The sequence below is a fragment of the Chryseobacterium sp. Marseille-Q3244 genome, from assembly GCF_940807095.1.
GTDB lineage: Bacteria > Bacteroidota > Bacteroidia > Flavobacteriales > Weeksellaceae > Chryseobacterium.
Genome location: NZ_CALNWX010000025.1, coordinates 21,065 through 44,614, shown reverse-complemented (window position 1 = coordinate 44,614; position 23,550 = coordinate 21,065). Strand labels below are relative to the sequence as shown.

25 protein-coding genes are annotated in these 23,550 nt (G+C 36.0%); 19 read left to right on the top strand and 6 right to left on the bottom strand.

What is annotated here, in order from left to right:
* Window positions 1-41 precede the first annotated feature (41 nt).
* On the bottom strand, window positions 42-1,133 hold the full coding sequence (locus NBX25_RS23840) for a PASTA domain-containing protein (protein WP_250255733.1): 1,092 nt from the start codon (window positions 1,131-1,133) through the stop codon (window positions 42-44).
* A gap of 156 nt (window positions 1,134-1,289) precedes the next feature.
* Here NBX25_RS23840 and NBX25_RS23835 point away from each other — a divergent pair, with 156 nt between their 5' ends.
* The 4 genes from NBX25_RS23835 to NBX25_RS23820 all read left to right on the top strand — a co-directional run bounded on the left by NBX25_RS23835 (window position 1,290) and on the right by NBX25_RS23820 (window position 3,917).
* Entirely contained in the window at window positions 1,290-2,279 is a 990-nt protein-coding gene (locus tag NBX25_RS23835; protein WP_123908984.1) for a D-alanine--D-alanine ligase, read from the top strand.
* Between the two features lie 89 nt (window positions 2,280-2,368).
* Window positions 2,369-2,833, top strand: coding sequence for a pantetheine-phosphate adenylyltransferase (coaD, locus tag NBX25_RS23830; protein WP_047098871.1), 465 nt, complete (start codon window positions 2,369-2,371; stop codon window positions 2,831-2,833).
* A gap of 27 nt (window positions 2,834-2,860) precedes the next feature.
* Entirely contained in the window at window positions 2,861-3,232 is a 372-nt protein-coding gene (locus NBX25_RS23825) for a four helix bundle protein (protein WP_250255732.1), read from the top strand.
* A 52-nt stretch (window positions 3,233-3,284) separates the two neighbouring features.
* Window positions 3,285-3,917, top strand: coding sequence for a trimeric intracellular cation channel family protein (locus NBX25_RS23820; RefSeq protein WP_123908985.1), 633 nt, complete (start codon window positions 3,285-3,287; stop codon window positions 3,915-3,917).
* Between the two features lie 72 nt (window positions 3,918-3,989).
* On the opposite strand, the gene NBX25_RS23815 is transcribed toward NBX25_RS23820, so the two are convergent.
* Entirely contained in the window at window positions 3,990-4,556 is a 567-nt protein-coding gene (locus NBX25_RS23815) for a tetratricopeptide repeat protein (RefSeq protein WP_123908986.1), read from the bottom strand.
* 151 nt (window positions 4,557-4,707) lie between these two features.
* On the bottom strand, window positions 4,708-5,205 hold the full coding sequence (locus tag NBX25_RS23810; RefSeq protein WP_123908987.1) for a dihydrofolate reductase: 498 nt from the start codon (window positions 5,203-5,205) through the stop codon (window positions 4,708-4,710).
* A gap of 76 nt (window positions 5,206-5,281) precedes the next feature.
* Between NBX25_RS23810 and NBX25_RS23805 the strand changes: the two genes are divergently transcribed.
* From NBX25_RS23805 to NBX25_RS23785, 5 genes are all read left to right on the top strand, one after another.
* Complete coding sequence (locus NBX25_RS23805) at window positions 5,282-5,887, top strand: LemA family protein (RefSeq protein WP_250255731.1); 606 nt, start codon at window positions 5,282-5,284, stop codon at window positions 5,885-5,887.
* 2 nt (window positions 5,888-5,889) lie between these two features.
* Window positions 5,890-6,318, top strand: coding sequence for a TPM domain-containing protein (locus NBX25_RS23800; protein ID WP_185145600.1), 429 nt, complete (start codon window positions 5,890-5,892; stop codon window positions 6,316-6,318).
* The gene (locus NBX25_RS23795) at window positions 6,299-7,114 is read left to right on the top strand and encodes a TPM domain-containing protein (protein ID WP_250255730.1); all 816 of its coding nucleotides are present in this window, start codon (window positions 6,299-6,301) and stop codon (window positions 7,112-7,114) included. The genes NBX25_RS23800 and NBX25_RS23795 overlap by 20 nt, the downstream gene beginning before the upstream one ends.
* A gap of 197 nt (window positions 7,115-7,311) precedes the next feature.
* The gene (locus NBX25_RS23790) at window positions 7,312-7,833 is read left to right on the top strand and encodes an NAD(P)H-dependent oxidoreductase (RefSeq protein ID WP_123908990.1); all 522 of its coding nucleotides are present in this window, start codon (window positions 7,312-7,314) and stop codon (window positions 7,831-7,833) included.
* A 3-nt stretch (window positions 7,834-7,836) separates the two neighbouring features.
* On the top strand, window positions 7,837-9,726 hold the full coding sequence (locus NBX25_RS23785) for a monovalent cation:proton antiporter-2 (CPA2) family protein (protein ID WP_123908991.1): 1,890 nt from the start codon (window positions 7,837-7,839) through the stop codon (window positions 9,724-9,726).
* A gap of 2 nt (window positions 9,727-9,728) precedes the next feature.
* Here NBX25_RS23785 and NBX25_RS23780 read toward each other — a convergent pair whose 3' ends face one another.
* Complete coding sequence (locus NBX25_RS23780) at window positions 9,729-10,547, bottom strand: GIN domain-containing protein (protein WP_250255729.1); 819 nt, start codon at window positions 10,545-10,547, stop codon at window positions 9,729-9,731.
* 250 nt (window positions 10,548-10,797) lie between these two features.
* Here NBX25_RS23780 and NBX25_RS23775 point away from each other — a divergent pair, with 250 nt between their 5' ends.
* From NBX25_RS23775 to NBX25_RS23765, 3 genes are all read left to right on the top strand, one after another.
* A complete protein-coding gene (locus tag NBX25_RS23775) occupies window positions 10,798-12,939 on the top strand; it encodes a M3 family metallopeptidase (RefSeq protein ID WP_250255728.1) in 2,142 nt (713 codons plus the stop codon).
* A gap of 256 nt (window positions 12,940-13,195) precedes the next feature.
* On the top strand, window positions 13,196-13,573 hold the full coding sequence (locus NBX25_RS23770) for a YchJ family protein (RefSeq protein WP_250255727.1): 378 nt from the start codon (window positions 13,196-13,198) through the stop codon (window positions 13,571-13,573).
* 7 nt (window positions 13,574-13,580) lie between these two features.
* Window positions 13,581-14,174, top strand: a complete 594-nt coding sequence (locus NBX25_RS23765; RefSeq protein ID WP_250255726.1) for a hypothetical protein — start codon at window positions 13,581-13,583, stop codon at window positions 14,172-14,174.
* 142 nt (window positions 14,175-14,316) lie between these two features.
* Here NBX25_RS23765 and NBX25_RS23760 read toward each other — a convergent pair whose 3' ends face one another.
* On the bottom strand, window positions 14,317-14,817 hold the full coding sequence (locus tag NBX25_RS23760) for an FKBP-type peptidyl-prolyl cis-trans isomerase (protein WP_123859000.1): 501 nt from the start codon (window positions 14,815-14,817) through the stop codon (window positions 14,317-14,319).
* Window positions 14,818-15,062: 245 nt separating this feature from the next.
* Window positions 15,063-15,308 (bottom strand): VF530 family protein, encoded by a 246-nt coding sequence (locus tag NBX25_RS23755; protein WP_123858999.1) that lies wholly within the window; start codon window positions 15,306-15,308, stop codon window positions 15,063-15,065.
* Between the two features lie 120 nt (window positions 15,309-15,428).
* Here NBX25_RS23755 and NBX25_RS23750 point away from each other — a divergent pair, with 120 nt between their 5' ends.
* The 7 genes from NBX25_RS23750 (at window position 15,429) to NBX25_RS23720 (ending at window position 23,541) form a co-directional block, all read left to right on the top strand.
* Window positions 15,429-15,578, top strand: a complete 150-nt coding sequence (locus tag NBX25_RS23750) for a hypothetical protein (protein WP_164464403.1) — start codon at window positions 15,429-15,431, stop codon at window positions 15,576-15,578.
* Between the two features lie 13 nt (window positions 15,579-15,591).
* Window positions 15,592-16,797 (top strand): metallophosphoesterase family protein, encoded by a 1,206-nt coding sequence (locus NBX25_RS23745; protein WP_250255725.1) that lies wholly within the window; start codon window positions 15,592-15,594, stop codon window positions 16,795-16,797.
* A 3-nt stretch (window positions 16,798-16,800) separates the two neighbouring features.
* Window positions 16,801-19,836, top strand: coding sequence for an AAA family ATPase (locus NBX25_RS23740; RefSeq protein ID WP_250255724.1), 3,036 nt, complete (start codon window positions 16,801-16,803; stop codon window positions 19,834-19,836).
* A gap of 144 nt (window positions 19,837-19,980) precedes the next feature.
* Window positions 19,981-21,072: a sensor histidine kinase gene (locus tag NBX25_RS23735; protein WP_250255723.1), complete on the top strand. Its 1,092-nt coding sequence runs from the start codon at window positions 19,981-19,983 to the stop codon at window positions 21,070-21,072.
* A complete protein-coding gene (locus tag NBX25_RS23730) occupies window positions 21,069-21,743 on the top strand; it encodes a LytR/AlgR family response regulator transcription factor (protein WP_250255722.1) in 675 nt (224 codons plus the stop codon). Before NBX25_RS23735 ends, NBX25_RS23730 begins: the two co-directional genes overlap by 4 nt.
* 281 nt (window positions 21,744-22,024) lie before the next feature.
* The gene (locus NBX25_RS23725; protein ID WP_250255721.1) at window positions 22,025-22,762 is read left to right on the top strand and encodes a dioxygenase family protein; all 738 of its coding nucleotides are present in this window, start codon (window positions 22,025-22,027) and stop codon (window positions 22,760-22,762) included.
* Between the two features lie 131 nt (window positions 22,763-22,893).
* Entirely contained in the window at window positions 22,894-23,541 is a 648-nt protein-coding gene (locus NBX25_RS23720) for a pirin family protein (protein WP_250255720.1), read from the top strand.
* Window positions 23,542-23,550: the final 9 nt, after the last annotated feature.

The following is a 23,550-nucleotide window of genomic DNA, read 5'->3' as shown; positions in this document are numbered from 1 at the left end:
ATTTTGCAGTTGAAGCCTATATTTTTATTATTAATCTTTATTTATTCTACGACTACTTTCTTAGCCTTTGGCTTTTGAGCAGGCTGTTGTGTAGAAGTTGAAGCTGCTGGTTTTGCAGTATTTCCGGTAGCAGGCATACTTGTAGAAGCCTTAGGCTTTTCTGTCCCTGTACTTGCCGGTTTTGGAGTTGTAGACTGAGGTTTTGGAGTCTCAGTTTTCGGAGCTTCCGCCTTTGGAGTTTCTCTCCTAGGTGCGGGTGCAGGTACTACCGGAGCTTCATAACTTGGTTCATGATGAACTTCTTCATATCGTACTGGCGGCAGAGAAGTGTCTACTTTCATACGGTAAATAGAATTCAGCTGTTCCACTTTTGCTCTCAGTTCTGCCGGGGTTTTCTTACTTGCCCAAAGGTCAATCTGCATTCCCTGGTCACGAACATCACCGGAAGCAGGATCTTGATAATAGATAATATCAGATTCATCCTTACCACCATCTTCATGTTCTACCAATCCTACTTCAAACATACTCTTCGTAATGACAGCTCTCGCTTCTTTTACGGAAAGCCCTACTACATTAGGAATGGAAATATTTCTCATCGGCCCTGATCCCACCACAACATCAATTACGGAGAATCTAGGAAGACGGGCACCTGGATTTACAGCATTTCCTTTATATAAAATTCTTAAAAGAGCATCTTTCTGAATACTCGGCTCGTAAATAGTATCGCCAATTTTCAGTCCAACCTGATCCAATCTCTGGAATGCAAGTCCTGAATATTTATTGATAACATCCGGAACAGCAATCTGAGCCCATGTTCTAGGATTCACTTTAAGACGCACTGTTCTTCCATCCTTTACACGGGAACCCGGAGCTGGATAGATTTGTAAAACCTGAAATGGTCTGTATTTAGGGTCATAATTGGCACTGTCTACTTCATATTCCAATCCTGTATCATCTAATATTTTAACAGCATCATGTACAGATTTATTAACAACATTAGGAACAGGAATTTCCTGACCGTGATTAGTGTGGTACTCTAACCAACGGAACGTAAGCCATACAAGCCCTACGAAAACACCGATTGCCACTACTAAATTGACTAAAACTTTCCAATTGAAAAGTGATTTAAGCATACTTAAAAATACTTTAATTATAACCGCAAATATAGCTAATAATTTTAGAATGGACTTTTTATTTAACACAATTCATTTTTGATTTGAAAATTTCCCGATTTCCCGTATTGCATTGCATAAAATGTTTAAATTTGCCTTAATTGATACTATATGGTTATGAATAAAAAAAGTGTTGCCGTAGTAATGGGAGGCTATTCTGATGAATATGTTGTATCCTTAAAAAGCGGACAATTGATCTACGATTCCTTAGACAGAAATTTGTATGATGTATATAAAGTAGTAGTCCTTAAAGATGAATGGTATTTTTTAGGAGAAAATGATAAAAAATACCCGATCAACAGAGGCGATTTTTCTGTCACCTTAGATAATGGAGAAACATTAAAATTTGATGCTTGTTTCAATATCATCCACGGAACACCTGGTGAAAATGGTATTCTTCAGGCTTATTGGGATGCCATAGGTCAAAAGTACACAGGTTGTGATTTCTACCAGAGTGCCCTTACCTTCAACAAAAAAGATACGCTTGCCGTATTGTCAAAATATGGAATTCCATCAGCCAAAAGCATTTATCTGAGAAAAGGAGAAAACATCGATGTAGATAAAATTGTAGAAGAATTAAATCTTCCCCTTTTTGTAAAGCCCAACCAATCCGGATCTTCACTGGGAATTTCTAAAGTAAAGGAAAAATCTGAACTCATCGCAGCTACAGAAATTGCTTTCAAAGAAGATGACGAAATCCTGATCGAAAGTTTCTTAAACGGAATGGAGGTTTCTGTAGGAGTTATCGATTTTAAAGGAGAAACTATCGTTTTAGGAATTACAGAAATTGTTCCAACCAATGAGTTTTTCGACTATGAAGCTAAATATGAAGGAGCATCTGAAGAGATTACCCCAGCAAGAATTGATGCAGAAACTACAAAAAGAGTAGAAGAAATTTCCAAAAGAGCCTACAATTCTCTTGGAATGAGCGGATTCTCAAGAAGTGAATTTATTTTAATGGATGGGATACCTTATATGCTTGAAATGAATACCAACCCAGGATTCTCTCCGGCAAGTATTCTTCCTCAACAGGCCAAACATTATGGAATTTCCATTATGGATCTTTGTGGAAATGAAGTTGAAAAAGCTTTAAATAAAAGAAAATAGATCATAAAAGTTAGAAATCAGAGGTTGATGATTGAACAAAATTTGAAATCAAACCTCCATTGACAACTCAAAATCATAACTCATACAACATGAAAATTGCTGTTTTCCCTGGGTCTTTCGACCCTATCACTTTAGGACATTACGATATTATAGAAAGAGCGGCACCGCTATTTGATAAATTAATTATTGCCATCGGGCAGAATTCCCAGAAGAAATATATGTTTCCTCTTGAGAAAAGAATGGAATTCATTCAAAACTCTGTAGCAGAATTCCCCAATGTAGAAGTAGATTCATTCGAAGGCTTAACAGTAGACTACTGTTTTGAAAAGAATGCTCAATACATTATCAGAGGACTTAGAAATCCTGCCGATTTTGAGTTCGAAAAAGCAATAGCCCACACCAACAGAACATTAGCTCATAAAAAATTAGAAACCGTATTCTTATTAACCTCTTCCGGAAAATCATTCATCAGCAGCAGCATCGTAAGGGAAATTATTACCCACGGAGGTGAATATGAACTGATGGTTCCCGATTCCGTTAGGGTTGAAAGATAGATATAATGAGTAATTAGGTAATGAGCAATGAGTAATTTTGATGGTATAGATTTTAACAAAATTTTCCGTGAAAGGACTAAGAAATTTTCTATTGATATCATTAGAGCACTTTCTCTATTGCCATATTCTGATGATGTTTCACTAATAAGAAAACAAATTATCAGATCTTCAACTTCAGTAGCTGCTAATTATAGAGCAACTTCAAGGGCCAGATCTGAAAAAGAAAAGTTTGCTAAAATCTGTATTGTGGTTGAAGAAATTGATGAGACACAACTTTGGCTTGAAATTATTGAAGAACTAGAATATATAAGTCCAGAAAAAATTCTACATTTAAAATCAGAATGTGAAGAACTTGTAAAAGTGATGACCAAATATAAATTTAAATTATCTCAAATTTAAGTGGCATAATTTTTATTATTCATTGCTCATTATTCATTACTCATCATAATATATGCACGAACAGTTCAATTTTGCCATAGAAGTACTGGGAACCATTGCGTTTTCCATGTCAGGAAGTTTTGCAGCGATGCAGAAACGGCTTGATCCTTTTGGCGTTCTTATTATTGCCTTTGTTACTTCTGTAGGGGGAGGAACTGTAAGGGATCTCCTGCTGGATATTCCCGTATTCTGGATGCATGATCTTCTGATGTGTGCCCTGATTATTATCACCAGCGTTATTTCCATGGTATTCAAATCCCTTGAAAAAAACTTTAAGGTCACTTTATTTATCTTTGATAGTTTTGGATTAGGATTATTTACTATTATTGGGATTCAGAAAGGGCTCAATGTTGGGATCCATCCTCTAATCTGTATTGGATTGGGAACTATTACCGGCTGTTTCGGAGGGATTATCCGGGATATATTGTTGAACAGAATTCCACTGATCTTTAGAAAAGAAATTTATGCTACAGCATGTATTGTAGGCGGATCTGCATTTTTATTAATGACAAAATATACTCCACTTTCCTACACATTTATACAGATCTTTACCATCTTATTGATTGTAGGGATCAGAACACTTGCCGTTAAATATCATTGGCAGATGCCTAAATTTTATGGCTACGATCAGACTTCGGAAATGTAACTCAACTCAAATGTAAAACAAATAAAAAAGCACCTTATTCAGGTGCTTTTTGGTTTTATCTGTAGTTTCTTATTAGAACTTACCTCTCTGTCTCATATTAGGATTATGCATATGTTTCTGCATAGTTGGCATTTTCAACTGATCTTTCATCATTTTGATTTGATCAGTCATCATTCCTGCACTGTCTAGTCTTTTAGCTTCTTCCAGCAATTTTTGCCCTTCCTGCTTTCTTCCTTTAGAAATTGCAGATGCGGCAAGGTTTAAAGTAGCCATTGCTCTGTCATGCTTCATATTCAAACCGTACTCCAAAGCTTTTTTCATTAAAGGTTCCACTTTTGTGGGATGATCCTGAGCTTGAGTTAAGCCTAATAAATAATGGAAGTATCCGTATTGAGTTTTATGAAGTTGTCCTTTATAGTCGGTAATTTTTGATAACCATACTGCAGCTTTTTCCATATTCTGTTTTCTCAATTGCCAGAATGCCAAAAGAATATACTCGTTTTTAAAGTAAAGTAAAATGGGAAATGCAGCCAAAAGAAAAATAACAATCCCCCATCCAAGATTTCTTGTGAAAATCATCATATAAAGTCCCAGAAGGATAAGAAGTGCTGCTACTGCAATTTTTATGTTCTTATTCATTATTAAATTTTAGAAGTGCAAAGATAATAAATTTAAAGGTTAAAGTTCAAAAAGTCAATAGTGAATGGTCAATTCGCTGCGCTTGTCAATTATTAATATCCGTCGGTAATTTACTATCCGCATTATGAATCAAAAACTGACTAATGACTTCTTATCCTTCTTTCTTGATTCTTTCAAACGTTTGGAAACAAAAATCATAGCCATTTTTTTCGTCTTTTTCATGGCATACTTCATTTGTTTTTTTCCAGATTTTCGCATCAATTTTCGGGAAGAAAGTGTCTGCTTCAAGATCGGCTTTTACCAGAGTTACCTCAAGTTTATCCACAATATCCATCGTTTGCTCATAAATATTTCCGCCTCCAATAACAAAAACCTCTTCATCAATCTTCTTAGCAAACTTCATAGCTTCTTTAAGACTTCCTACGATAAGAATCCCTTCTTCAAACCAATCTTTCTTTCTTGAAACAACAATATTGGTACGGTTAGGAAGTGGTTTTCCAATACTCTCATACGTTTTTCTTCCCATGATAATCGGATGCCCTGAAGTAAGGTCCTTAAAATGTTTTAAATCTTTTGGAAGATGCCAAAGCAACTGGTTTTCAAAACCAATCTCGTTCTTCTCTCCCATTGCCACCACTATTGTTGTCATTCAAATATAATTTTCTACAAAATTAGCACATAATTTGTATATTTGATTAGCACAAAAAATTAAAAAAAAATAAACTATGAAAAATAAAGGATGTCTGGGCGCCGGAACTATTGGTATCGCCCTCCTTATTATTGTTGCCGTCCTATTCTTCTGGGGAAAAAGCGGATATAACAGCTTTGTCAACAAAGAACAGACCGTTAACGCAAAATGGTCTAATGTAGAGACCGTGTATCAGAAAAGAGCCAATCTTATTCCTAATCTGGAAAGAACTGTAAATTCGTATTCAAAATTTGAGCAGGAAACTTTAACTCAGGTTGTGGAAGCGCGTTCTAAAGCGACTTCTATCAACATTGATCCTACCAATATGACGGAAGCAGATCTTGCGAAATTCCAGGCAGCACAGGGAGAATTATCCGGTGCATTAAGCAGATTAATGGCTGTGGTAGAGTCTTATCCTAACTTAAAGGCAGATCAGCAGTATATCAACTTCCAGAGAGAGTATACCGCAATTGAAAACAGCATCAGAACAGAAACTGTTTATTATAACGATGCTGCTAAGGATTACAACACCTCTATCAAGACTTTTCCCAATAATATTTTGGCGAATTTCACCAACTTTAAAGAAAAACCTTATTTCAAGGCTGATGCAGGTGCTCAGAAAGCCCCTGAAGTATTCAAATAATAATGGGTAATTTCCTTACAAATCAACAGATCGCTTCCCTTGTGGAAGCGATTCAGTCAGCAGAAGACCATTCTACAGGCGAGATCAGGGTACATATCGACTCTAATACGGAAAACCGTGATGCTAAAACAGCATTCAAAGTTTTCAAAGAACTGTGTATGGATAAAACTACTGATAGGAATGCTGTGCTTTTTCATGTCAATTTTGAAAAAAAATACCTCACCATTATCGGAGATGTAGGGATTCATGCAAAAGTAAATCAATCGTATTGGGATCATCTGCATGACTATATCACCTCTGAATTTGCCAAAGGAAATTATTATAAGGCCCTGAAAAGTGCTATTCTTGAAACAGGTCTTGAACTTAAAAAATATTTTCCTGTAGAAGGAGAAAATCCAAACCAACTTCCGAATGAAATTACATTCTCTTAAAATAGTATTTTCATTTTTACTACTCTGCTTTTACACTTTTGTATCAGCACAATATACCATTCCTGAAAAACCAGCAGTTTTATACCCTGTTTTTGATGAAGCAGGTCTTCTTTCTCAACAGGAAAAAGATGAGCTTAATAATAAACTCATCAAATTTGCTGATTCTACTTCCACAGAAATTGAAGTTGTTATCATTAAGTCCACCAAAGGCGAAGATGTCAACTTTCTGGCCACAATGTTTGGCCAGCAATGGAAGATCGGAAAAAAAGGAGTGGATAACGGAGTAGTCTTCCTGATCGCTACTGAAGACAGAACCATGTCTATTCAACAGGGACGTGCCGTAGAACAATACCTTACGGCATCTGTTGCAGGACAGATCCTGGATTATATTGTTACGCCTAACTTCAAAAAAGGGCTTTGGTATGAAGGAATCAACGGTGGTACCTCAGCCATTATGGACGCTGTCCAAGGTAAATTCAAACCTGTTCCTACGACAGCTCCTTCCGGGGATGGCAGTGCTCTTAAAGTTCTTATTATCGCCTTTGTTATTTTTATCATCATTGCTATTCTCTTTGGTAACCGAGGTGGTGGCCGTGGTGGAGATGGAAATTATGATGACGATGATGATGTAATTATCACTCGAAGAGGACGCAGAAATTATCCTGGTGGGTTCTTCCCATTCCCAGGTAGTTTTGGAGGCGGAGGCTTCGGTGGTGGCAGTTCCGGCGGCGGCGGCTTTGGAGGCTTCGGCGGTGGCGGAAGTTTCGGAGGCGGTGGTGCTTCCGGAGGATGGTAATCTTACAAACATTCTATTCGGATATCAACAGATCAGGTCTTAATGACCTGATTTTTTATTTAAAAACTTAAAATAACAGTGTTTTTTTGCTTTTAATTAACATTAATTTGACTTTCACATATTAAAAAATTAATAAACCAACATAAAAACTACCTTTTATTCAATATTTTTTCAGTATATTTACTGAAAACAGGATTATGAAGAAGACACTGGTAGTATTTGCCCACCCTTATCTGGAGCACTCCAATTCGAATGTAGAGCTCATCAATTTCTACGTTCGTCATCAACATTATACCTTACGTGATCTTTATGAAGAATATCCTGACTTTCATATTGCGGCCTTCAGGGAAAGAAAGCGTTTAGCTAATTATGACCGCTTTATTTTTCAGTTTCCGCTGATCTGGTTCGGAATGCCTCCACTCTTAAGATTATGGATTGATGAAGTTTTCGATCGTGACTGGTTACAGCCCGGAAAAGAAAACCCTCTTGAAAATAAGGAAGTCTATATATTGGTAACCACTGGTGGAAAGGAAAGATCATTCAGTAAGACCGGAACCTATCAATATACTATTGATGAACTTATCAGTGGATTGATTGTATCCTTAAAGGTTTTCAAGGCTGATATTAAACACATCAAGATCGTTTACGAAGCCAACAAATTGTCTAAGAAAGAAATTATTTTACATAAAAAAGAGTTTACAGAACTGCTCAATCAATAATATATGGAGTCCAGCTTAGCGATGAACACATTAATTTTTCTGGGTGTAGCCATTATCATGGTTCCGCTGGCCAGAAAATTGGGATTGAGTTCAGTAATTGGTTATATTTTAGGAGGAATTATTATTGGTCCCTATGTCCTCAAACTGACAGGAAATAACGTAAACGATATTATGCATGCCAGTGAATTCGGAGTTATCATGCTCTTATTCATCGTTGGGCTAGAACTGGAACCACGAAAGTTCTGGGAAATGCGTAAGAAAATTATGGGATTGGGACTTACCCAGATGCTTCTGACCATTTTTTTATTATTTCTGGTATTCATCAGCGTGGGTTGGAGAATAGATAAGGCTATTGCTGTTGCTATGTGCTTTGCGCTCTCTTCTACCGCAATTGTACTACAGACTTTACAGGAAAAAAATAACTTTAAAACGACAGCTGGAGAGGCTTCATTCTCGACCTTATTATTTCAGGATATTTCTGTAATTCCTATTTTGGCTATTCTTCCGATTATTGCTAACTATAAAGCAAAGCATCACGATAATGAAATTCAGATTCTGATCCAAAAACTTCCGGAATGGCTTCAGGCAAGCACAGTGATTTTAGGAGTAGCTCTATTGATTTTATTGGGTAGGTATGTATTTGTACCCTTTTTACGCTATGTTTCAAAATCAGGAATGACTGAGCTACTGACCGCTTCTTCCTTATTTCTGGTTATTGGAGTATCTGAACTGATGATCGTTATCGGACTTTCTCCCGCATTAGGAGCTTTCCTTGCCGGAGTCATGTTGGCCAACAGTGAATTCCGTCACGAACTTGAAGCACAGATCGATCCTTTTAAAGGGTTGTTACTCGCTGTATTTTTTGTGAGTGTGGGATCAACGATTAATTTCAATATCATTCAAAAAGATCCATTATTTATTTTCAGTACCGTATTTGCTGTACTGGCAATAAAATTTTTAGTATTATATACCATTGGAAAGTTCTATAGAATAGATACTCCACAAAGCCTTTTCTATGCCTTTGCATTATCGCAGGTGGGAGAATTTGCTTTTGTATTGATAAATTATGCCTCGGATCTCTATCTTCTAGGTCCGGAACTGAATGCACAGCTAATGGCTGTCACTGCAATCACTATGTGTATTACTCCTATTCTATTGATTGTTAACGATAAATTTATTACCCCTAAATTTATTAAAGAAATCCCTGAGGAAGAACATGATTATAATATTCTGGACAGTGATGTAAGTCAGAAAAAAATTATTATTGTAGGTTTTGGACATTTTGGGAGTACGGTGGGACGTCTTCTAAAAGCCAATAAAATATCGGCAACAGTTCTGGATAGAGATTCGGATCGTGTAAAATTGTTGAGAAGCTACGGCTTTAAGGTTTATTATGGTGATGCGACTAGAATTCCTATTCTAAGAGCAGCAGGCATTGAAGATGCTGAAATTCTGGTATTGTGTCTAGATGATGCGGATGACAATATGTTTATTGCAGAACTGGTTCGCGAGCATTATCCGAAGGTAAAAATCTTTGTAAGGGCCAAAAACAGGATTGACGCATACGAATATCTTAACAATGGCATTAATCATATTTATCGGGAAACCTTGGGAACTGCTGTGGATATGGCTGTGGATGTCCTGCATGAAACAGGGATGAGAAAATATGCAGCGAGACGTCTTGGGCAGCGTTTTATGGCTATTGATAAAGCTTCTATCAGAAAGTTGGCTAAGGCAACGGAAGATAGTGAGATTGCTTTGTTTACCACAAAAGAAATCCTCCAGCGTGAGGAGGAATTATTAGCTTATGATAATCTAAATTTTGATAATAAAAACTGGGATTCTTCGTCTTCATCTCCAGAAGAAGAGGAGGAAGAAGAATCCCAGGATTAATTTTATTCGATATTTACACTTCCACCACTGCTTTCATTCTTGGTGATATTTTTAAGGTCTCCTTTTCTGGCGATATCTACACTTCCACCCGAAGAGGCTTCTGCTTTAACCGAAGAAACTGCACTGATATGAATGCTGGCTCCACTGGACGCATCAGCTTCTACATGATCTGCAATAACACCCTTAGCTGAAATACTACTGCCGGAAGAAGAACTGATATCCGCATTTTTTGCTTTTCCTGAAATATCAATACTTGATCCTGAGGAAGATTCTATCTCAAGATTTACAGCCCATATTTTTCCATTAAAATTACTGCTGCTATCTGCATTAATATTGAAATCGTTAGCCTCCAGATTTCCGGAAACACTCCCTGCACTGGATAATTCTACACTTGTTTTTTCCTGAGTAAACTTATCTTTTACATTGATACTTGCTGCAGATTCGGCAGTCAGTTTTGTAAAGTCTCTCGTATAAATTTTTGCTGTAACTTTACTGATATTCATTACTCTGATTCCCTTCTTATAATGAATATGAAGTTTTCCACCGCTATTTTCTACAAGAATTTCGTCAATAATACTTTGAGGTGCCGAAATGATCACTTTTTCTACATCGGATTTTATAATCTCTGCATCAATAGCCTGAGAAACCTGAATTTCATCAAAATCTCCTTTGAATTCTCTCTGCTGAATAGGCCCGGTTTCTTTATTGATGACTTTCTCTACCCACCCATTATTGTTTTCTCTATTCTTTTTCTCATGTCTTTCATTACATGAGGCCAACACCACTAAGGCTGAAAAAATAAAAAGAGTTCTTTTTTTCATGTTTATTTTTTTTATAGATTATTTTTTAGATTATAATTTAATAACAACTAAAATATAAAAAATATTACATCTTCTTATTATTATCCTTTTAGTCTCTGTAATTCAACCGTTGGAAAAAAAATATGAAACAAAGGTCATATTCTTTTTACACAAAAATGTTCAAATTATCCGTTTTATTAAATACATAATGCAAAATATCAGCTGTAAGACAAGTTTTTAATATCTTTATACTTTAATAACAACTATATTTATGAAGAATATTTCATCGGTATTATTAATTTCTGCCTTGGCGTTCAATCAATCTTGTACTACAATGAAACAGACCGATACTCAACAGGAACTTCCTGCTCCCGATCCATCATTATCTTCAAACCCTTTTATGAAGAAGAGCAAGCTTCAGTACGAAGCTCCGGAGTTTGACAAAATTAAAAACGAACATTTTAAACCGGCTTTTGAATTCGGATTAAAGCAACATGCTGCTGAAATTGAAAAGATTGCCAACAATCCAGCTTCTCCTACTTTTGAAAATACCATCGTTGCATTGGAAAAGAGTGGTGAAGTACTAAGAAGAACTCAAATTGTTTTTTCTAATCTGACAAGTGCAAATACAAACCCTACTCTACAGGCTTTGGATGAAGAATATGCCCCAATTTTTGCAGCACATTCTGATAAAATGTACCTGAATGAAAATCTTTATAAAAGAATCAAATCCATCAAAGAAGACGGACTTGATCCTGAAAGCAAGAGATTGGTACAATACTACAAGCAAAACTTTGAGATTGCAGGAGCTAACCTTTCTGCTGCAGATAAAGAAAAACTGAAGCAGATCAACCAGGAGCTGGCTTCTCTTTCTACTCAATATGCTAATAAATTATTGGAAGCAAGAAAGCAAGGTGGAGTATTCTTTTCTGAAGCAAAGGAACTTGACGGACTTTCTGCTGACGAAATTGCAGCGGCAGCAGCTGATGCTAAAACAGCAGGACAACCGGGTAAATACCTTCTTGCTTTACAAAATACAACCCAGCAACCTCTTTTACAAAACCTGAAAAACAGAACTACCAGAGAAAAGCTATTCAAAGCTTCATGGACGAGAGCTGAGAAAGGTGATGCTAACGATACACGAGAAACTATTGAAAAGCTTGCTAAAATCAGATTGAAAAAAGCTCAGATTCTTGGGAAAAAGAATTTCGCAGAATGGAAACTTCAGGATCAGATGGCCAAAACCCCTGAAGCGGCAACGAAACTAATGAATCAAGTGGCTACACCAGCTGTAGAAACAGCAAGACGTGAAGCAAAGGATATTCAGGATCTTATCGATCAGCAAAAAGGAGGTTTCAAAGTAGAACCTTGGGACTGGAATTTCTATGCTGAGCAGGTAAGAAAGGCTAAATTTGATCTTGATGAAAGCGAGATTAAACCTTATTTTGAAATCACAACCGTTTTAGAAAAAGGAGTTTTCTTCGCGGCTGAAAAATTCTACGGATTAACTTTCAAAAAGAGAACTGACCTTCCAGTGTACCACCCGGATGTAGTGACTTATGAAGTTTTTGATCATGACGGAAAATCTATCGCGATCTATTATCTGGATTTCTATACAAGAGATTCTAAAAATGGGGGTGCCTGGATGAGTAACTTCGTAGAACAGTCTTATCTTATGGGAACAAAACCTGTAATCGTAAACTGCTACAATTATCAGAAACCTGCTCCTGGAAAGCCTTCATTAATCAGTTTTGATGATGTTTCAACCATTTTCCATGAGTTTGGACACTCTATCCATGGTATGTTTGCAAGCCAGAAATACCCATCTCTTTCCGGAACAAATGTACCGAGAGACTTTGTGGAATTCCCATCTCAGATCAATGAGCACTGGGCATTGGATCCGATTGTAATGAAAAATTATGCGGTTCATTATCAAACAAAACAACCGATTCCTCAGACTTTAGTAGATAAAATTAAAAAAGCGGCTACCTTCAACCAAGGATATATGACTACGGAATTGGTTTCCGCAGCAGCTTTAGATATGGATTGGCATTCTGTAACGAATGAAAGCCAGCTTATCCCTGTTTTGGATTTTGAAAAACAATCTTTAACAAACCACGGATTTACTTTAGCAACGGTTCCACCAAGATACCATACTCCTTATTTTGCACACATTTGGGGTGGTGGATATTCAGCAGGATATTATGCTTATCTGTGGTCTGAAACATTGGATAATGATGCATGGGAATGGATTAGTAAGAATGGTGGTTTAACCAGAGAAAACGGTGACCGTTTCAGAAAATACATTCTTTCTGTAGGAAATTCTGTAGATCTTAATCAGGCGTTCAGAGATTTCACAGGACATGATCCGGACATTAAACCTTTATTAAGAAACAGAGGGTTTATTAAATAATACAATGAGAAGCATTCTTTTAAGAGTGCTTCTTTTATTTGCCACAAATACACGAATTTTTAATGTTGAATATTATTCTTACTTTTTAATATTAGGTTCGAGCAGTTCAACTTTTTTTAGTCATACCTTATACACAAATAAAATTATTCGTGCATTCGTGGCGATTATCATCAACATACAATTTTATAGCAGGTAAAAATCAAGTCTGTTTATTGATATTCCTTATTTTTGCAGCATAAAATTTTAAATAAAAAAGATGAATTGTCCCTGCTGTTCAGGAAAATCCTACGAAGAATGCTGTAAGCCTTATCACACCGGAGAAAAACATGCTCCTACTGCTGAAGCATTAATGCGTTCAAGATTTTCGGCCTTCGCTATTCCCAACGGTGAATATTTAATGGAAACTACCCTTCCAGGAAAACGAAAATTCCACAACAAACAGGATTTACAGGAATGGGGAGAGATTAATGAATGGACAAAACTGGAAATTATTCAAACTCCTACCTTAAACCATGTAGAGTTTAAGGCTTATTATACAGACCAGGATGGTCATCCGCAAATTCATCACGAATTTTCTGTTTTTCAGAAAATGCATGAGCGCTGGTATTATGTTTCAGGTGAATTTTTAGATTAATAATAATATGAAGAAGAATTTTATTTACACATTGCTGTTTTTATTTTGCTGCTTTGGTGTTTTCAACGCACAAACAGCTGAAGATAAAAAAGAAGTTTCCAGGGCTGTAACCGATATCTTAAAGGGTTTCCAGACCAAAAATGGTACTATCATGAATAAATACGTGAATGAAACCTATGGTGTAAGTGTCCTTTTTAAAAGTGGTGGTGAGCTGGGATTTGTTTTAAATGAGGATGTTGATTTCAGCATGCCGTTAGGACCTATCAAAAAGGCATGGAATATCAGAAACCAGTTTCCGATACAATTCGACCAGACTTCTGGATATGATTTAAAAAATAAGAAATGGGCAAAAGAAGGATTATTTGTTCAGTTTAATTCTAATACAGTCAATGATTATGCTGACAAGTTTTCAGAACTATATGCTGTAAAGGAGCAGACGATTTTTAAGATCAATTCCAATCCTAAAAATGTTGTTTTTGTAACCCTTGCTGAGAACAGTAAAGAAAAGGCTCCTATTAATGGATTTAGTTTTATCATGACAAAAATTGATGGGAAATGGTTCCTTACATTTATTGATGTAACGGAGTATGATGCAGAATAAGGGGAATGCCAAGCACAATACTTACTTTTTGTATATAAAAACAAAATAACCAGCAGAACGTTCTGCTGGTTATCTTTTTATTGTCTTACAATATAATAATTGTATAAAAAATGTCCGATATTTCGGACATTTATATTATTTCTTAGTGAGCGTCAGTACCGTCAATTCCGTGAGCGTGACCGTGTGATAATTCCTCTTCTGTTGCAGGACGAGTATTTAAAATTTCCACCTGGAAATCTAAAACTTTACCAGCCATTGGGTGGTTAAGGTCTGCTACTACAGCTTCAGGAGTTACTTCTACTACAAAAGCCTGGAAATTATTCCCCTGATTGTCTGATAAAGGTAAAATCGCCCCAACAGGTGGAGTTCCTGATTCCTGGAACATTTCAAGCGGCAATTGAGCAATAGCATCAGGCTGTCTTTCTCCGTAAGCTTCTTCAGGCTGAATTACAAAAGCAGCTTTATCACCAGCTTTTAGACCAAGGATATTTTCTTCAAATTTTGGAATCATCATTCCAACACCATACAAAAATGTAAGTGGATTTTCTGCTGTTGTTTCTTCTACAAGAACTTTACTTCCATCTGCTTCGATAGTGTGAAGGATATACTTTACAGCTACAACGTGATTGTTTTCAATTGTCATATTTTTCTTTTTTTGTCGTAATTTTTTTTACGATTAACGATACTACAAATATACTCTTTTTGAAATTATTTAATTAGGTTGGAAGCTGGGAGATGAAAGAATGAAGCTATGAAAGGCATAAAGAACAACTATATTTTCTTTTGACCTTTTAAAAATATTCTTCTTAATTCCATAGAATAATTATTCGTAGTTCTAAGACTACAAGTAATATTCAGCACCGGGCTTTCGGCTTCCAGCCTTTATTCTTATTTCTGGTCTCCTCTCTTTTTCTTTTGTCTCAGTACAAAAAGATACAAACTCTCTACTTTCGTTCTTGCCCAAGGTGTTTTCCTTAAAAACTTTAAAGAGGAACTGATGCTTGGATTATCTGTAAAGCATTTTATGTTAATTTGCTCGCCCAATTTTTCAAATCCTTCGTAGTATTCTACCAATTCTTCAAGGATGGCATCGAGTCTTTTTCCGTGTAAAGGATCTTTTGATTTTTCTTCCATAACATGGTAAAATTAAAACATTTTATCAGACTTAGCGACTAAAATTGTTTAAACTCTTAATGTTTAGTATTTTTGATGAAGCAATTTTTTACCTATAAAAAATATTCGCTACAAACCAATATGAGCAAAAACAACGACGCCAACAGGAAAAAAAATAAAAAGCAAATTGATCAGAAAAAACGGAAAATACAAAATGCCGAAGCAGAAAGAAAAGCACGTTTAAAACAGATTATGGCTGATTTCAAAACAAAAGAAAGCGATAATAAATAACGATCAACTTTTTATGAAAATTCTACATACCGCCGACTGGCATTTAGGAAAAAAACTGGATCGCTTTTCCCGACTGGAAGAGCAGGTTTCAGTAATGGAGGAAATCATTGCGATTGCTGATGAAGAACAGGCAGACCTTATTCTTGTTGCCGGTGATCTTTTTGATAATTTTAACCCCGCTGTTGAAGCTGTTGAGCTTTTTTATAAAACACTGAAACGTTTGTCTCAAAACGGAAGACGTCCTGTAATCGCCATTGCCGGGAATCACGATTCCCCCAACCTCATCAATGCACCAGATCCATTGGCCAGAGAATGTGGAATTATTCTAATTGGCCATCCCAAAGCAAAAATTACTCCGTTTGGAACAGAACATTTTAGCATTACCCATTCAAAAGAAGGCTTTATAGAAGTGAAAATCAACACTATTGATTTTCCAATAAGACTATTGCATACTCCTTACGCTAATGAAATCCGTTTGAAAGAATATTTAGGAGAAAATAAAGAAGAAGAGATCAATAATGTCCTTTCGAAAACTTGGAAAGATCTTGCCAATCAGTTCTGTGATGAAAATGGGATTAACCTGTTGACCGCTCATTTGTATATGAATAAAAGAGGAGGTGAAATTTTGGAAGAACCCGAAGGAGAAAAACCGATTAAAATAGGAAATGCTGATCTTATTTATTCTGACAGTATTCCGGAACAGATTCAATATACAGCTTTGGGTCACCTGCATGGTTATCAGAATATCGGAACAAAGGAAAAGCCCGTAGTGTATTCATCTTCTCCCCTTTGCTATAGCTTTAGTGAGGCAGGTCAGACAAAATATATATCCATTATTGATGCAGAACCAGGGCAACCAGTTTCTTATGAAAAAAAGGTATTGAAAAGCGGAAGAACTTTAGTGCGAAAAACCTTTACATCTGTCGATGAAACTGTTCAGTGGTTGCAGGAAAATCCAAATGCATTTATTGAACTTACATTAGAAAGTGAAACCTTTTTAACGGCTGATGAACGAAGACTCATTTATCAGTCTCATACTGGAATTGTCCATCTTATTCCTAAAGTTAAAAGTAAGGAGTTCGGTGAAGAAACAAACCAAGAAATTAATTTAAATCAGAATATAGAAACATTGTTTAAGGATTATTTTAAATCAAAGAATGCAGGACAGGAAGCCAATGAAGAATTGATGAAATTGTTTAACGAAATTCTAAATACCTAAGCCATGATTCCTATTCGATTAACAGTTGAAGGTTTGTATTCCTACCAGGAGCGCCAGACCATAGATTTTAAAAATCTTACGGAAGCGGGATTATTTGGTATTTTCGGAGCAGTAGGTTCCGGAAAATCATCAGTTCTTGAAGCCATTTCGTTTGCTTTGTATGGGGAAACGGAACGTTTGAATATGCGTGACAAAAGAGCGTATAATATGATGAATTTAAAATCGAACAGTTCTTATATTGAGTTTGATTTTATTAATTATGAAAATAAACTTTTTCGCGCTACGAGGGATTTCAGACGAAATTCCAAGAAGTTTGATGATGTAAAGCCTAATTCTGTAGCGTTCTATGAAAATATTGATGGAAGGTGGATTCCTTTGGATCATTCCAATGCGGAAACTATTATTGGTTTAAGTTATTCCAACTTCAAACGTACCATCATTATTCCTCAAGGACAATTCAAAGAGTTTCTTGAATTAGGTGCTGCTGACAGAACCAATATGATGAAGGAAATTTTCAGCCTTCAGCGGTATGATCTGCAAAATAATGTTTCAGCTTTGAATGCCAAAAACAGATCTGAGCTGGATCAGCTTGAAGGACAGCTGAAAGGTTTTGAAGAAGTGAATGAAGAAAAAATTCAACTCCGGAAAGATCTTTTGGAAGAGGAACAAAAAAAACTGGTTCAAGCCAATGAAAAGTTTGAAAAAGCTTCCCAGACTTATCAACAACTGAAAAATTTAAAAACTGATTTTGAAAGTTTAAAACTAAACCAGGAAAACTTCGGTAAACTATCTGAACAAAAACCTCAAATGGATGCTCTGGAAGCTCAATCGGAACGGTACGATCATACTTTTAGAGTTTTTAATCCTTTGATTACCGAAAAAAACAGGCTTTTAAAGAGTATTGTTGAAAAAGGAAATGAGAAAGAAAACCAAACCAAAGCTTTACAGGAAACAGAAATTACTTTTAAGGTTGTAAAAGAACAACTTACTGCTCTAGAACCTAAAGTCAAAGCACTGGAACAGTCCAGAATACAGGAAAATGATTTAAGTCTTATTGTACAAATTCTGAAGTTTCATGATGAGATTAAAACTCTTCATGAAAGAACTCAAAAAGGCTCAGAAAAAGTAGCGGAAGTAGAAGTTCAAAGAGATACGATTCAGAAAAAAATCACTGAATTGTCTAAAAACATGGAGGTTTTGAAGGCTCAAAAGCTTGATCCCTCTTTAATTTCCGATGTGGGTAACTGGTTTATTCAACAAAAAAACTTTAAGAAATCACATCAGGAGCAGATTGAAAAAACTGAAAAACATCAGAAACAGATTGAACTCATTGCTGAGGAATTAAAACCTTTTGCGATTCAGGAAAACTTTAAAACTGATTTCAATAATAAAAAGGAAGTGTTGGAAGCAAAGAAAAAGGAACTTTCTCAAAAGCTGGATCATTTGAAAATCCAAAAAGAATTGTCCCGTTTTGCCAGTGAACTTCATCATGGTGAAGCCTGTCCACTTTGTGGTTCCCAGGAGCATCCGCATATTGTGGAATTTTATGATATCAACACCGAACTACAGGACATTCAGGAAAAAATAAAGATCGTTGAACAAGAAGCTCAACATCTTCAGCAACAGGAAACTGCTATTGAGAAAATACTGGATAGAAAAAAGATCTTTGAAGAGCAACTGATCTCTGAACAAAAAGTTCTTCAGCAGATCCAAAAGGATAGGGAAAGTCATCTCCAACAGTTTATATGGAAACAGTTCAGCCCGGATCATGAGAATGATTTTGAGAAAAAAAGATCGGATTCTTTTGTTATCGAAAAACAAATTGAAGAAGCAGACAAAACCATTAATCTGGAACGTGAGACCCTTGAAAAAGAAAGCAAAGTTCTTGAAAAATATAGAAATGCTTTGGAAAACTTCAAGCTGGAAGAGGCTACCAAGCAGAAAGAAATCAACATCAGCCGTTCTAACCTTAAGATACTAGAATGGGAACATTATGAGCAAAAGACTGTAACAGAAATTGAAGAAGCTTATCAGAAATTAGCGCTATCCAATACTGAAACAGAACAGCTATATCAAAAAGCCTCTCAACAGGAAAAAGATCTTGCTCCTAAACTTGCAGAGCAGAAAGCTATCGTCAGCCAGTCTGAAAAACAAATTGCAGAACTTGAAAAAGAAATTTCCGGGAATCAGCAAACTATTGATAAAGCTTTAAACGAGCACAATTTTACAGTATTTAATGAAGTGGAAAAGATTCTTCAGCAGGAAATCAATATTCAGGAAGCAAGAGCTAAAATCCAGCAATTCAAAATTGATTTTGAAACTTTAAAGAAAATTATTGAAGGTCTGGAGCTGAAACTTAAAGGGCTTTCCTTTGATGATGAACAGTTTTCATTGGCAGAAAAACAGTTTGGAGAAGCTCAGGCTGAATTGAAGCAGATCAATGATTCTGTGGTAACTATGATTGCTGAAAAAGACAGACTAGAGAAGGAATACCAGAAAAAAGAAGAGCTTCTGAAGGAATTATCAAAGCTTCAAAAACGTTCTGAAAACCTGAAACTGATGATAAACCTGTTCAAAGGTGCCGGTTTTGTACAATATGTTTCCTCAATTTATCTAAGACAACTTTGTGATCATGCCAATACCCGCTTCCATAGGATGACAAGAAATCAACTGAGTCTGCAGCTTAATGAAAATAATGACTTTGAGATCATCGATTATCTTAACGAAGGCAGAAGCAGAAGTGTGAAAACACTTTCAGGTGGTCAGGCTTTCCAGGTATCTTTAAGTCTTGCCTTAGCGTTGGCAGAAAGTGTTCAATCCAATGCCCAGGCTGATAAAAACTTCTTTTTTATTGATGAGGGTTTTGGAACTCAGGACACGGAATCTGTGAATATTGTATTTGAAACACTGACCAATCTGATGAAGGAAAATAGAATTGTGGGAATTATTTCTCACGTAGAAGAACTTAAAGAGAAGATTCCTACGGCACTCAACATTATTAAGGATGAAGAAAGAGGAAGTCTGATTGAAATTGTATAAATACATTACCAGCAATCCATCTAAGGATTTCAACGACAAAAAATACACCTGAGGCTTTGATTTTTATCTCGGGTGTATTTTTTATACATCATTTTATTACATTTGAATTCAGAAAAACTCCTGTATTATAATTCATTATACTCTGTGAAAAAAATTGGACAACATATTATTCTTATTCTCCTGCTCTTAACGATACCCATTGTTTCGTCCCCTGATTTTGATGGAACCTTGTCGGTCTTTAAGGTTTCCCCGTTTCAGAGAGAGTTTATTCGTTTCGTACTGGTGGTCATTTTTTTTTATATTAACCTTAATGTATTTCTACCTAAGTTTTACAGTCAAAAAAAGTACATTATATTCATCCTCTGTCTTTTGATATGTTTTGGAGCTATGGTTTTTATCCCCAACTATCTTACCGCAGAAAACAGAATTCCTTCTCAGCATTTTCCTATGCAGATGCCACCTCCTGCAAACCCCAACGGAAACATACCTCCGCCACCCATGAGCGAAAGATTTTCACAGGAAAATTTTCAGCATAGAGCTAACGCTCCATATAGTCAGATGATCTTTTCATCACTTCTTCCTTTTCTATTTTCATTTTTATCTTCCCTTTTTATTTTTAAAAATATTGAGAAAAAAGAACTGGAACGTTCCAAGGCAAAGGCAGAACTGCTAAGTCTAAAATATCAGCTGCAACCCCATTTTTTATTTAATATTTTAAACTCTATTTATTCACTTACCCTGCTTAAATCTGATGCCGCTCCCAACAGTATTCTAAAGCTTTCAAATGTGATGCGCTATGTAGTTCGGGAAAGCAGTAAAGATTTTGTCCCTCTTAGCCGGGAAATTGAATACATAAAGGATTATATTGCCCTTCAGCTTGTAAGAACAGATAACAGTTTAGACTTTTCCTACACAGAAAACGGAGAAACAAAAGACCTGTACATTGCGCCTTTTATTCTGGTAAATTTTATTGAAAATGCTTTCAAATATGGTTTTAATGCCGAAGAAGATTCAAAAATCTCCGTGAAAATAATCATAGAAGGAACTATTTTATATTACAGCGTTTTTAATAATATTGTCAACAGAAATATAACAGATGAAGAGAGTTTAAAAATCGGACTAAAAAATACCATAGAATACCTTCAACAGATTTATCCGGGAAAACACTCGTTAATCAGCCATAACAATGGAAAAACGTTTGAAGTCAATTTACAAATTAATGTAAGCCAAGTATGATAAAAGCCATCGCTCTTGACGACGAAATCCTCGCCCTTAAAATTATTGAAAATTATGCCGGAAACATTGAAAACCTTTCCTTAGAAAAAATTTTCAATACCCAAAGCGATGCCCAAAAATACCTCAACAAATTTCCTGTTGATCTCATCTTTTTAGATATAGAAATGCCTTCCAAAAACGGAATGGACTTTTATAAAAGTATTTCACAACATACCAAAGTCATCTTTACAACAGCCTATTCCGAATATGCTGTGGACGCTTTCAATATCAATGCTGTAGATTATCTGTTGAAACCATTTTCCTTCGAAAGATTCAAAGCTGCCGTTGAAAAAGTAAAAATCACCACCGGAAAAGATGAAGCAAAATATCTTTCCATTCGCGCAGATTACAAACTCCACAAAATAAACTTCGAAGATATTCTTCTCATTGAAGGTCTGGATGACTACATCAAAATCCATTTGACTGATCATTCCATCATTACTGCCCGGTCTTCTATGAAAAATATCCTGGAAAAACTTCCTGAAAAAGATTTTTTGAGGGTTCATCGCTCCTATATCGTTCCGGTTCTCCACATTAAAACCATCGTTAACCGTAATATTCATATTGAAGATTTCATCATTCCCATTGGAGACACCTACAAAGATGCAGTCATGAAAATTGTGAATAAATAATCGAAAGTTATTTCCCGCTTTCCGTTGCAATCTTTTTTTTCAAAAAAGGATTTCCACTGCAATCGGGGCTAGAGTTTTTATCCTAGCATGAAAGAAGAAATTCCTTAGAAATATTCTTAACAATTCTTAAAAAAACTCATTAACCGACACATTTTATCCGTTTACCTCATAAATTTCCCTGCCTTATTTTTTGAAAATACTTTTGAGATAAGAAAATCAAAAAGATCAACCGGAAATACCGACAGTCTTTAAAAAACACTCATCTTAAAAAAACCTGTATTATGAAAACAATGAATAGAAAAGGCTTCCTGAAAAGTCTAGGCCTGGCAGGAGTAACAGCCATTGCAGCTCCTCTTTTAATCCATTGCGGAAATGATGATGATAGCATAACAGAATCCTCTTCGGGATCCGGTACAGGATCATCTTCCACAGGGTGTTCTGTAACCAACACCGAAACAGAAGGTCCTTTTCCCACAAAATCACCCTCAACACTGGTACAAAGCAATATTGTAAGTGACAGAACAGGTGTTCCTTTTACCATTGCCATCACGGTTCAGAATGTCAGTACAAACTGTAGCGCTTTACAAGGAGCCATTGTAGATATCTGGCATTGTGATAAAGATGGCAATTACTCAGAATATGGAGGATCCGGGATGCAGCCTACTGATTATACTACCGTTCATTTTTTAAGAGGAAGACAAACTACAGATTCCAATGGGAAAGTCAATTTCACCTCTATTTTTCCGGGCTGGTATAACGGAAGAGCAACGCATATTCATGTACACATCTACAATTCTTCAGGAAAATCATTACTGGTTACTCAGATCGCTTTTCCGGAGGCAAGTGATAGCGCAGTAGTTCAGGTGGCCGCAAGTATCGGTTACAAAGGAATGAACGGATATACCTACAATGCTACTGATAACGTTTTCAGCGATGGGACTTCCAATGAAATGTCTAGTATTACCGGAAGTGTAAGCAGTGGTTTTGCTCTTACTCATACCATAAAAGTTTCTGCATAATATGTAGATCAATTAATTTGTACCCTTTTTCCGCAAAAGCGCAGGTTAGTCAGACATCGTAAATATTCGACCTGTTACACTCAAAAGCAATGTACTGATCTGTGCTTCGTGGAAATATTAAACCTTAGAATATGCTAGTTCAGACCCCATCCACCATTCTCAAAAATGATTTCAGAACATGGAATGCAGAACATCTCTACACCGTAGCTGAAATCCTGAAAAACACAGAGAATACCAATACCCTATTGAGTGTAAAGGAAGTCATTCTGGATATACAGGGAGAGATCCGTCTCCCTATTCAAACAGAAAAAACACTTCTTATCCTTCCACTGTACGGAGAAGTCATTATTTCTGATTTTTATGAAAGCATTTCAGCAGGAGAATCTCTCACCATCCATTGTTTGGCTGGCAAAGATGTTGTGATTAAAAATCTGATCTATCATGACAAAGCAGATTTCCTGATTTTTGAATTTGAAAAACAGGAAGAGCTTCAATATCATTCAAAAAACGAATTGAATTTCGGTTTAAAAAATAATATCTTCAGAATTTCAGAAACTTTATCTCAACCTAATTTCATAGGCTTATACAATGGCCGTGCTGAAGGTTTCTATGCCTTACAGCATTCAGAAAATTCAATTTTTGGAATGGTTATTAGCGGTGCCTTTGAATTTCAAAACAGGTTGATGGAAAACCGGGATGCCATCGTACTTTGGGGCATTCACGAACTCGAATTTGAGGCACTCAGCGAAGATGCGCTGATACTTTTTATAGAAATTTAAAAAATATAT

Excerpts from the sequence above, each read along its gene's own strand:
- NBX25_RS23840 (WP_250255733.1), bottom strand. The coding sequence starts at position 1,133 with ATGCTTAAATCACTTTTCAATTGGAAAGTTTTAGTCAATTTAGTAGTG.
- NBX25_RS23835 (WP_123908984.1), top strand. The coding sequence starts at position 1,290 with ATGAATAAAAAAAGTGTTGCCGTAGTAATGGGAGGCTATTCTGATGAA.
- coaD (WP_047098871.1), top strand. The coding sequence starts at position 2,369 with ATGAAAATTGCTGTTTTCCCTGGGTCTTTCGACCCTATCACTTTAGGA.
- NBX25_RS23825 (WP_250255732.1), top strand. The coding sequence starts at position 2,861 with ATGAGTAATTTTGATGGTATAGATTTTAACAAAATTTTCCGTGAAAGG.
- NBX25_RS23820 (WP_123908985.1), top strand. The coding sequence starts at position 3,285 with ATGCACGAACAGTTCAATTTTGCCATAGAAGTACTGGGAACCATTGCG.
- NBX25_RS23815 (WP_123908986.1), bottom strand. The coding sequence starts at position 4,556 with ATGAATAAGAACATAAAAATTGCAGTAGCAGCACTTCTTATCCTTCTG.
- NBX25_RS23810 (WP_123908987.1), bottom strand. The coding sequence starts at position 5,205 with ATGACAACAATAGTGGTGGCAATGGGAGAGAAGAACGAGATTGGTTTT.
- NBX25_RS23805 (WP_250255731.1), top strand. The coding sequence starts at position 5,282 with ATGAAAAATAAAGGATGTCTGGGCGCCGGAACTATTGGTATCGCCCTC.
- NBX25_RS23800 (WP_185145600.1), top strand. The coding sequence starts at position 5,890 with ATGGGTAATTTCCTTACAAATCAACAGATCGCTTCCCTTGTGGAAGCG.
- NBX25_RS23795 (WP_250255730.1), top strand. The coding sequence starts at position 6,299 with ATGAAATTACATTCTCTTAAAATAGTATTTTCATTTTTACTACTCTGC.
- NBX25_RS23790 (WP_123908990.1), top strand. The coding sequence starts at position 7,312 with ATGAAGAAGACACTGGTAGTATTTGCCCACCCTTATCTGGAGCACTCC.
- NBX25_RS23785 (WP_123908991.1), top strand. The coding sequence starts at position 7,837 with ATGGAGTCCAGCTTAGCGATGAACACATTAATTTTTCTGGGTGTAGCC.
- NBX25_RS23780 (WP_250255729.1), bottom strand. The coding sequence starts at position 10,547 with ATGAAAAAAAGAACTCTTTTTATTTTTTCAGCCTTAGTGGTGTTGGCC.
- NBX25_RS23775 (WP_250255728.1), top strand. The coding sequence starts at position 10,798 with ATGAAGAATATTTCATCGGTATTATTAATTTCTGCCTTGGCGTTCAAT.
- NBX25_RS23770 (WP_250255727.1), top strand. The coding sequence starts at position 13,196 with ATGAATTGTCCCTGCTGTTCAGGAAAATCCTACGAAGAATGCTGTAAG.
- NBX25_RS23765 (WP_250255726.1), top strand. The coding sequence starts at position 13,581 with ATGAAGAAGAATTTTATTTACACATTGCTGTTTTTATTTTGCTGCTTT.
- NBX25_RS23760 (WP_123859000.1), bottom strand. The coding sequence starts at position 14,817 with ATGACAATTGAAAACAATCACGTTGTAGCTGTAAAGTATATCCTTCAC.
- NBX25_RS23755 (WP_123858999.1), bottom strand. The coding sequence starts at position 15,308 with ATGGAAGAAAAATCAAAAGATCCTTTACACGGAAAAAGACTCGATGCC.
- NBX25_RS23750 (WP_164464403.1), top strand. The coding sequence starts at position 15,429 with ATGAGCAAAAACAACGACGCCAACAGGAAAAAAAATAAAAAGCAAATT.
- NBX25_RS23745 (WP_250255725.1), top strand. The coding sequence starts at position 15,592 with ATGAAAATTCTACATACCGCCGACTGGCATTTAGGAAAAAAACTGGAT.
- NBX25_RS23740 (WP_250255724.1), top strand. The coding sequence starts at position 16,801 with ATGATTCCTATTCGATTAACAGTTGAAGGTTTGTATTCCTACCAGGAG.
- NBX25_RS23730 (WP_250255722.1), top strand. The coding sequence starts at position 21,069 with ATGATAAAAGCCATCGCTCTTGACGACGAAATCCTCGCCCTTAAAATT.
- NBX25_RS23725 (WP_250255721.1), top strand. The coding sequence starts at position 22,025 with ATGAAAACAATGAATAGAAAAGGCTTCCTGAAAAGTCTAGGCCTGGCA.
- NBX25_RS23720 (WP_250255720.1), top strand. The coding sequence starts at position 22,894 with ATGCTAGTTCAGACCCCATCCACCATTCTCAAAAATGATTTCAGAACA.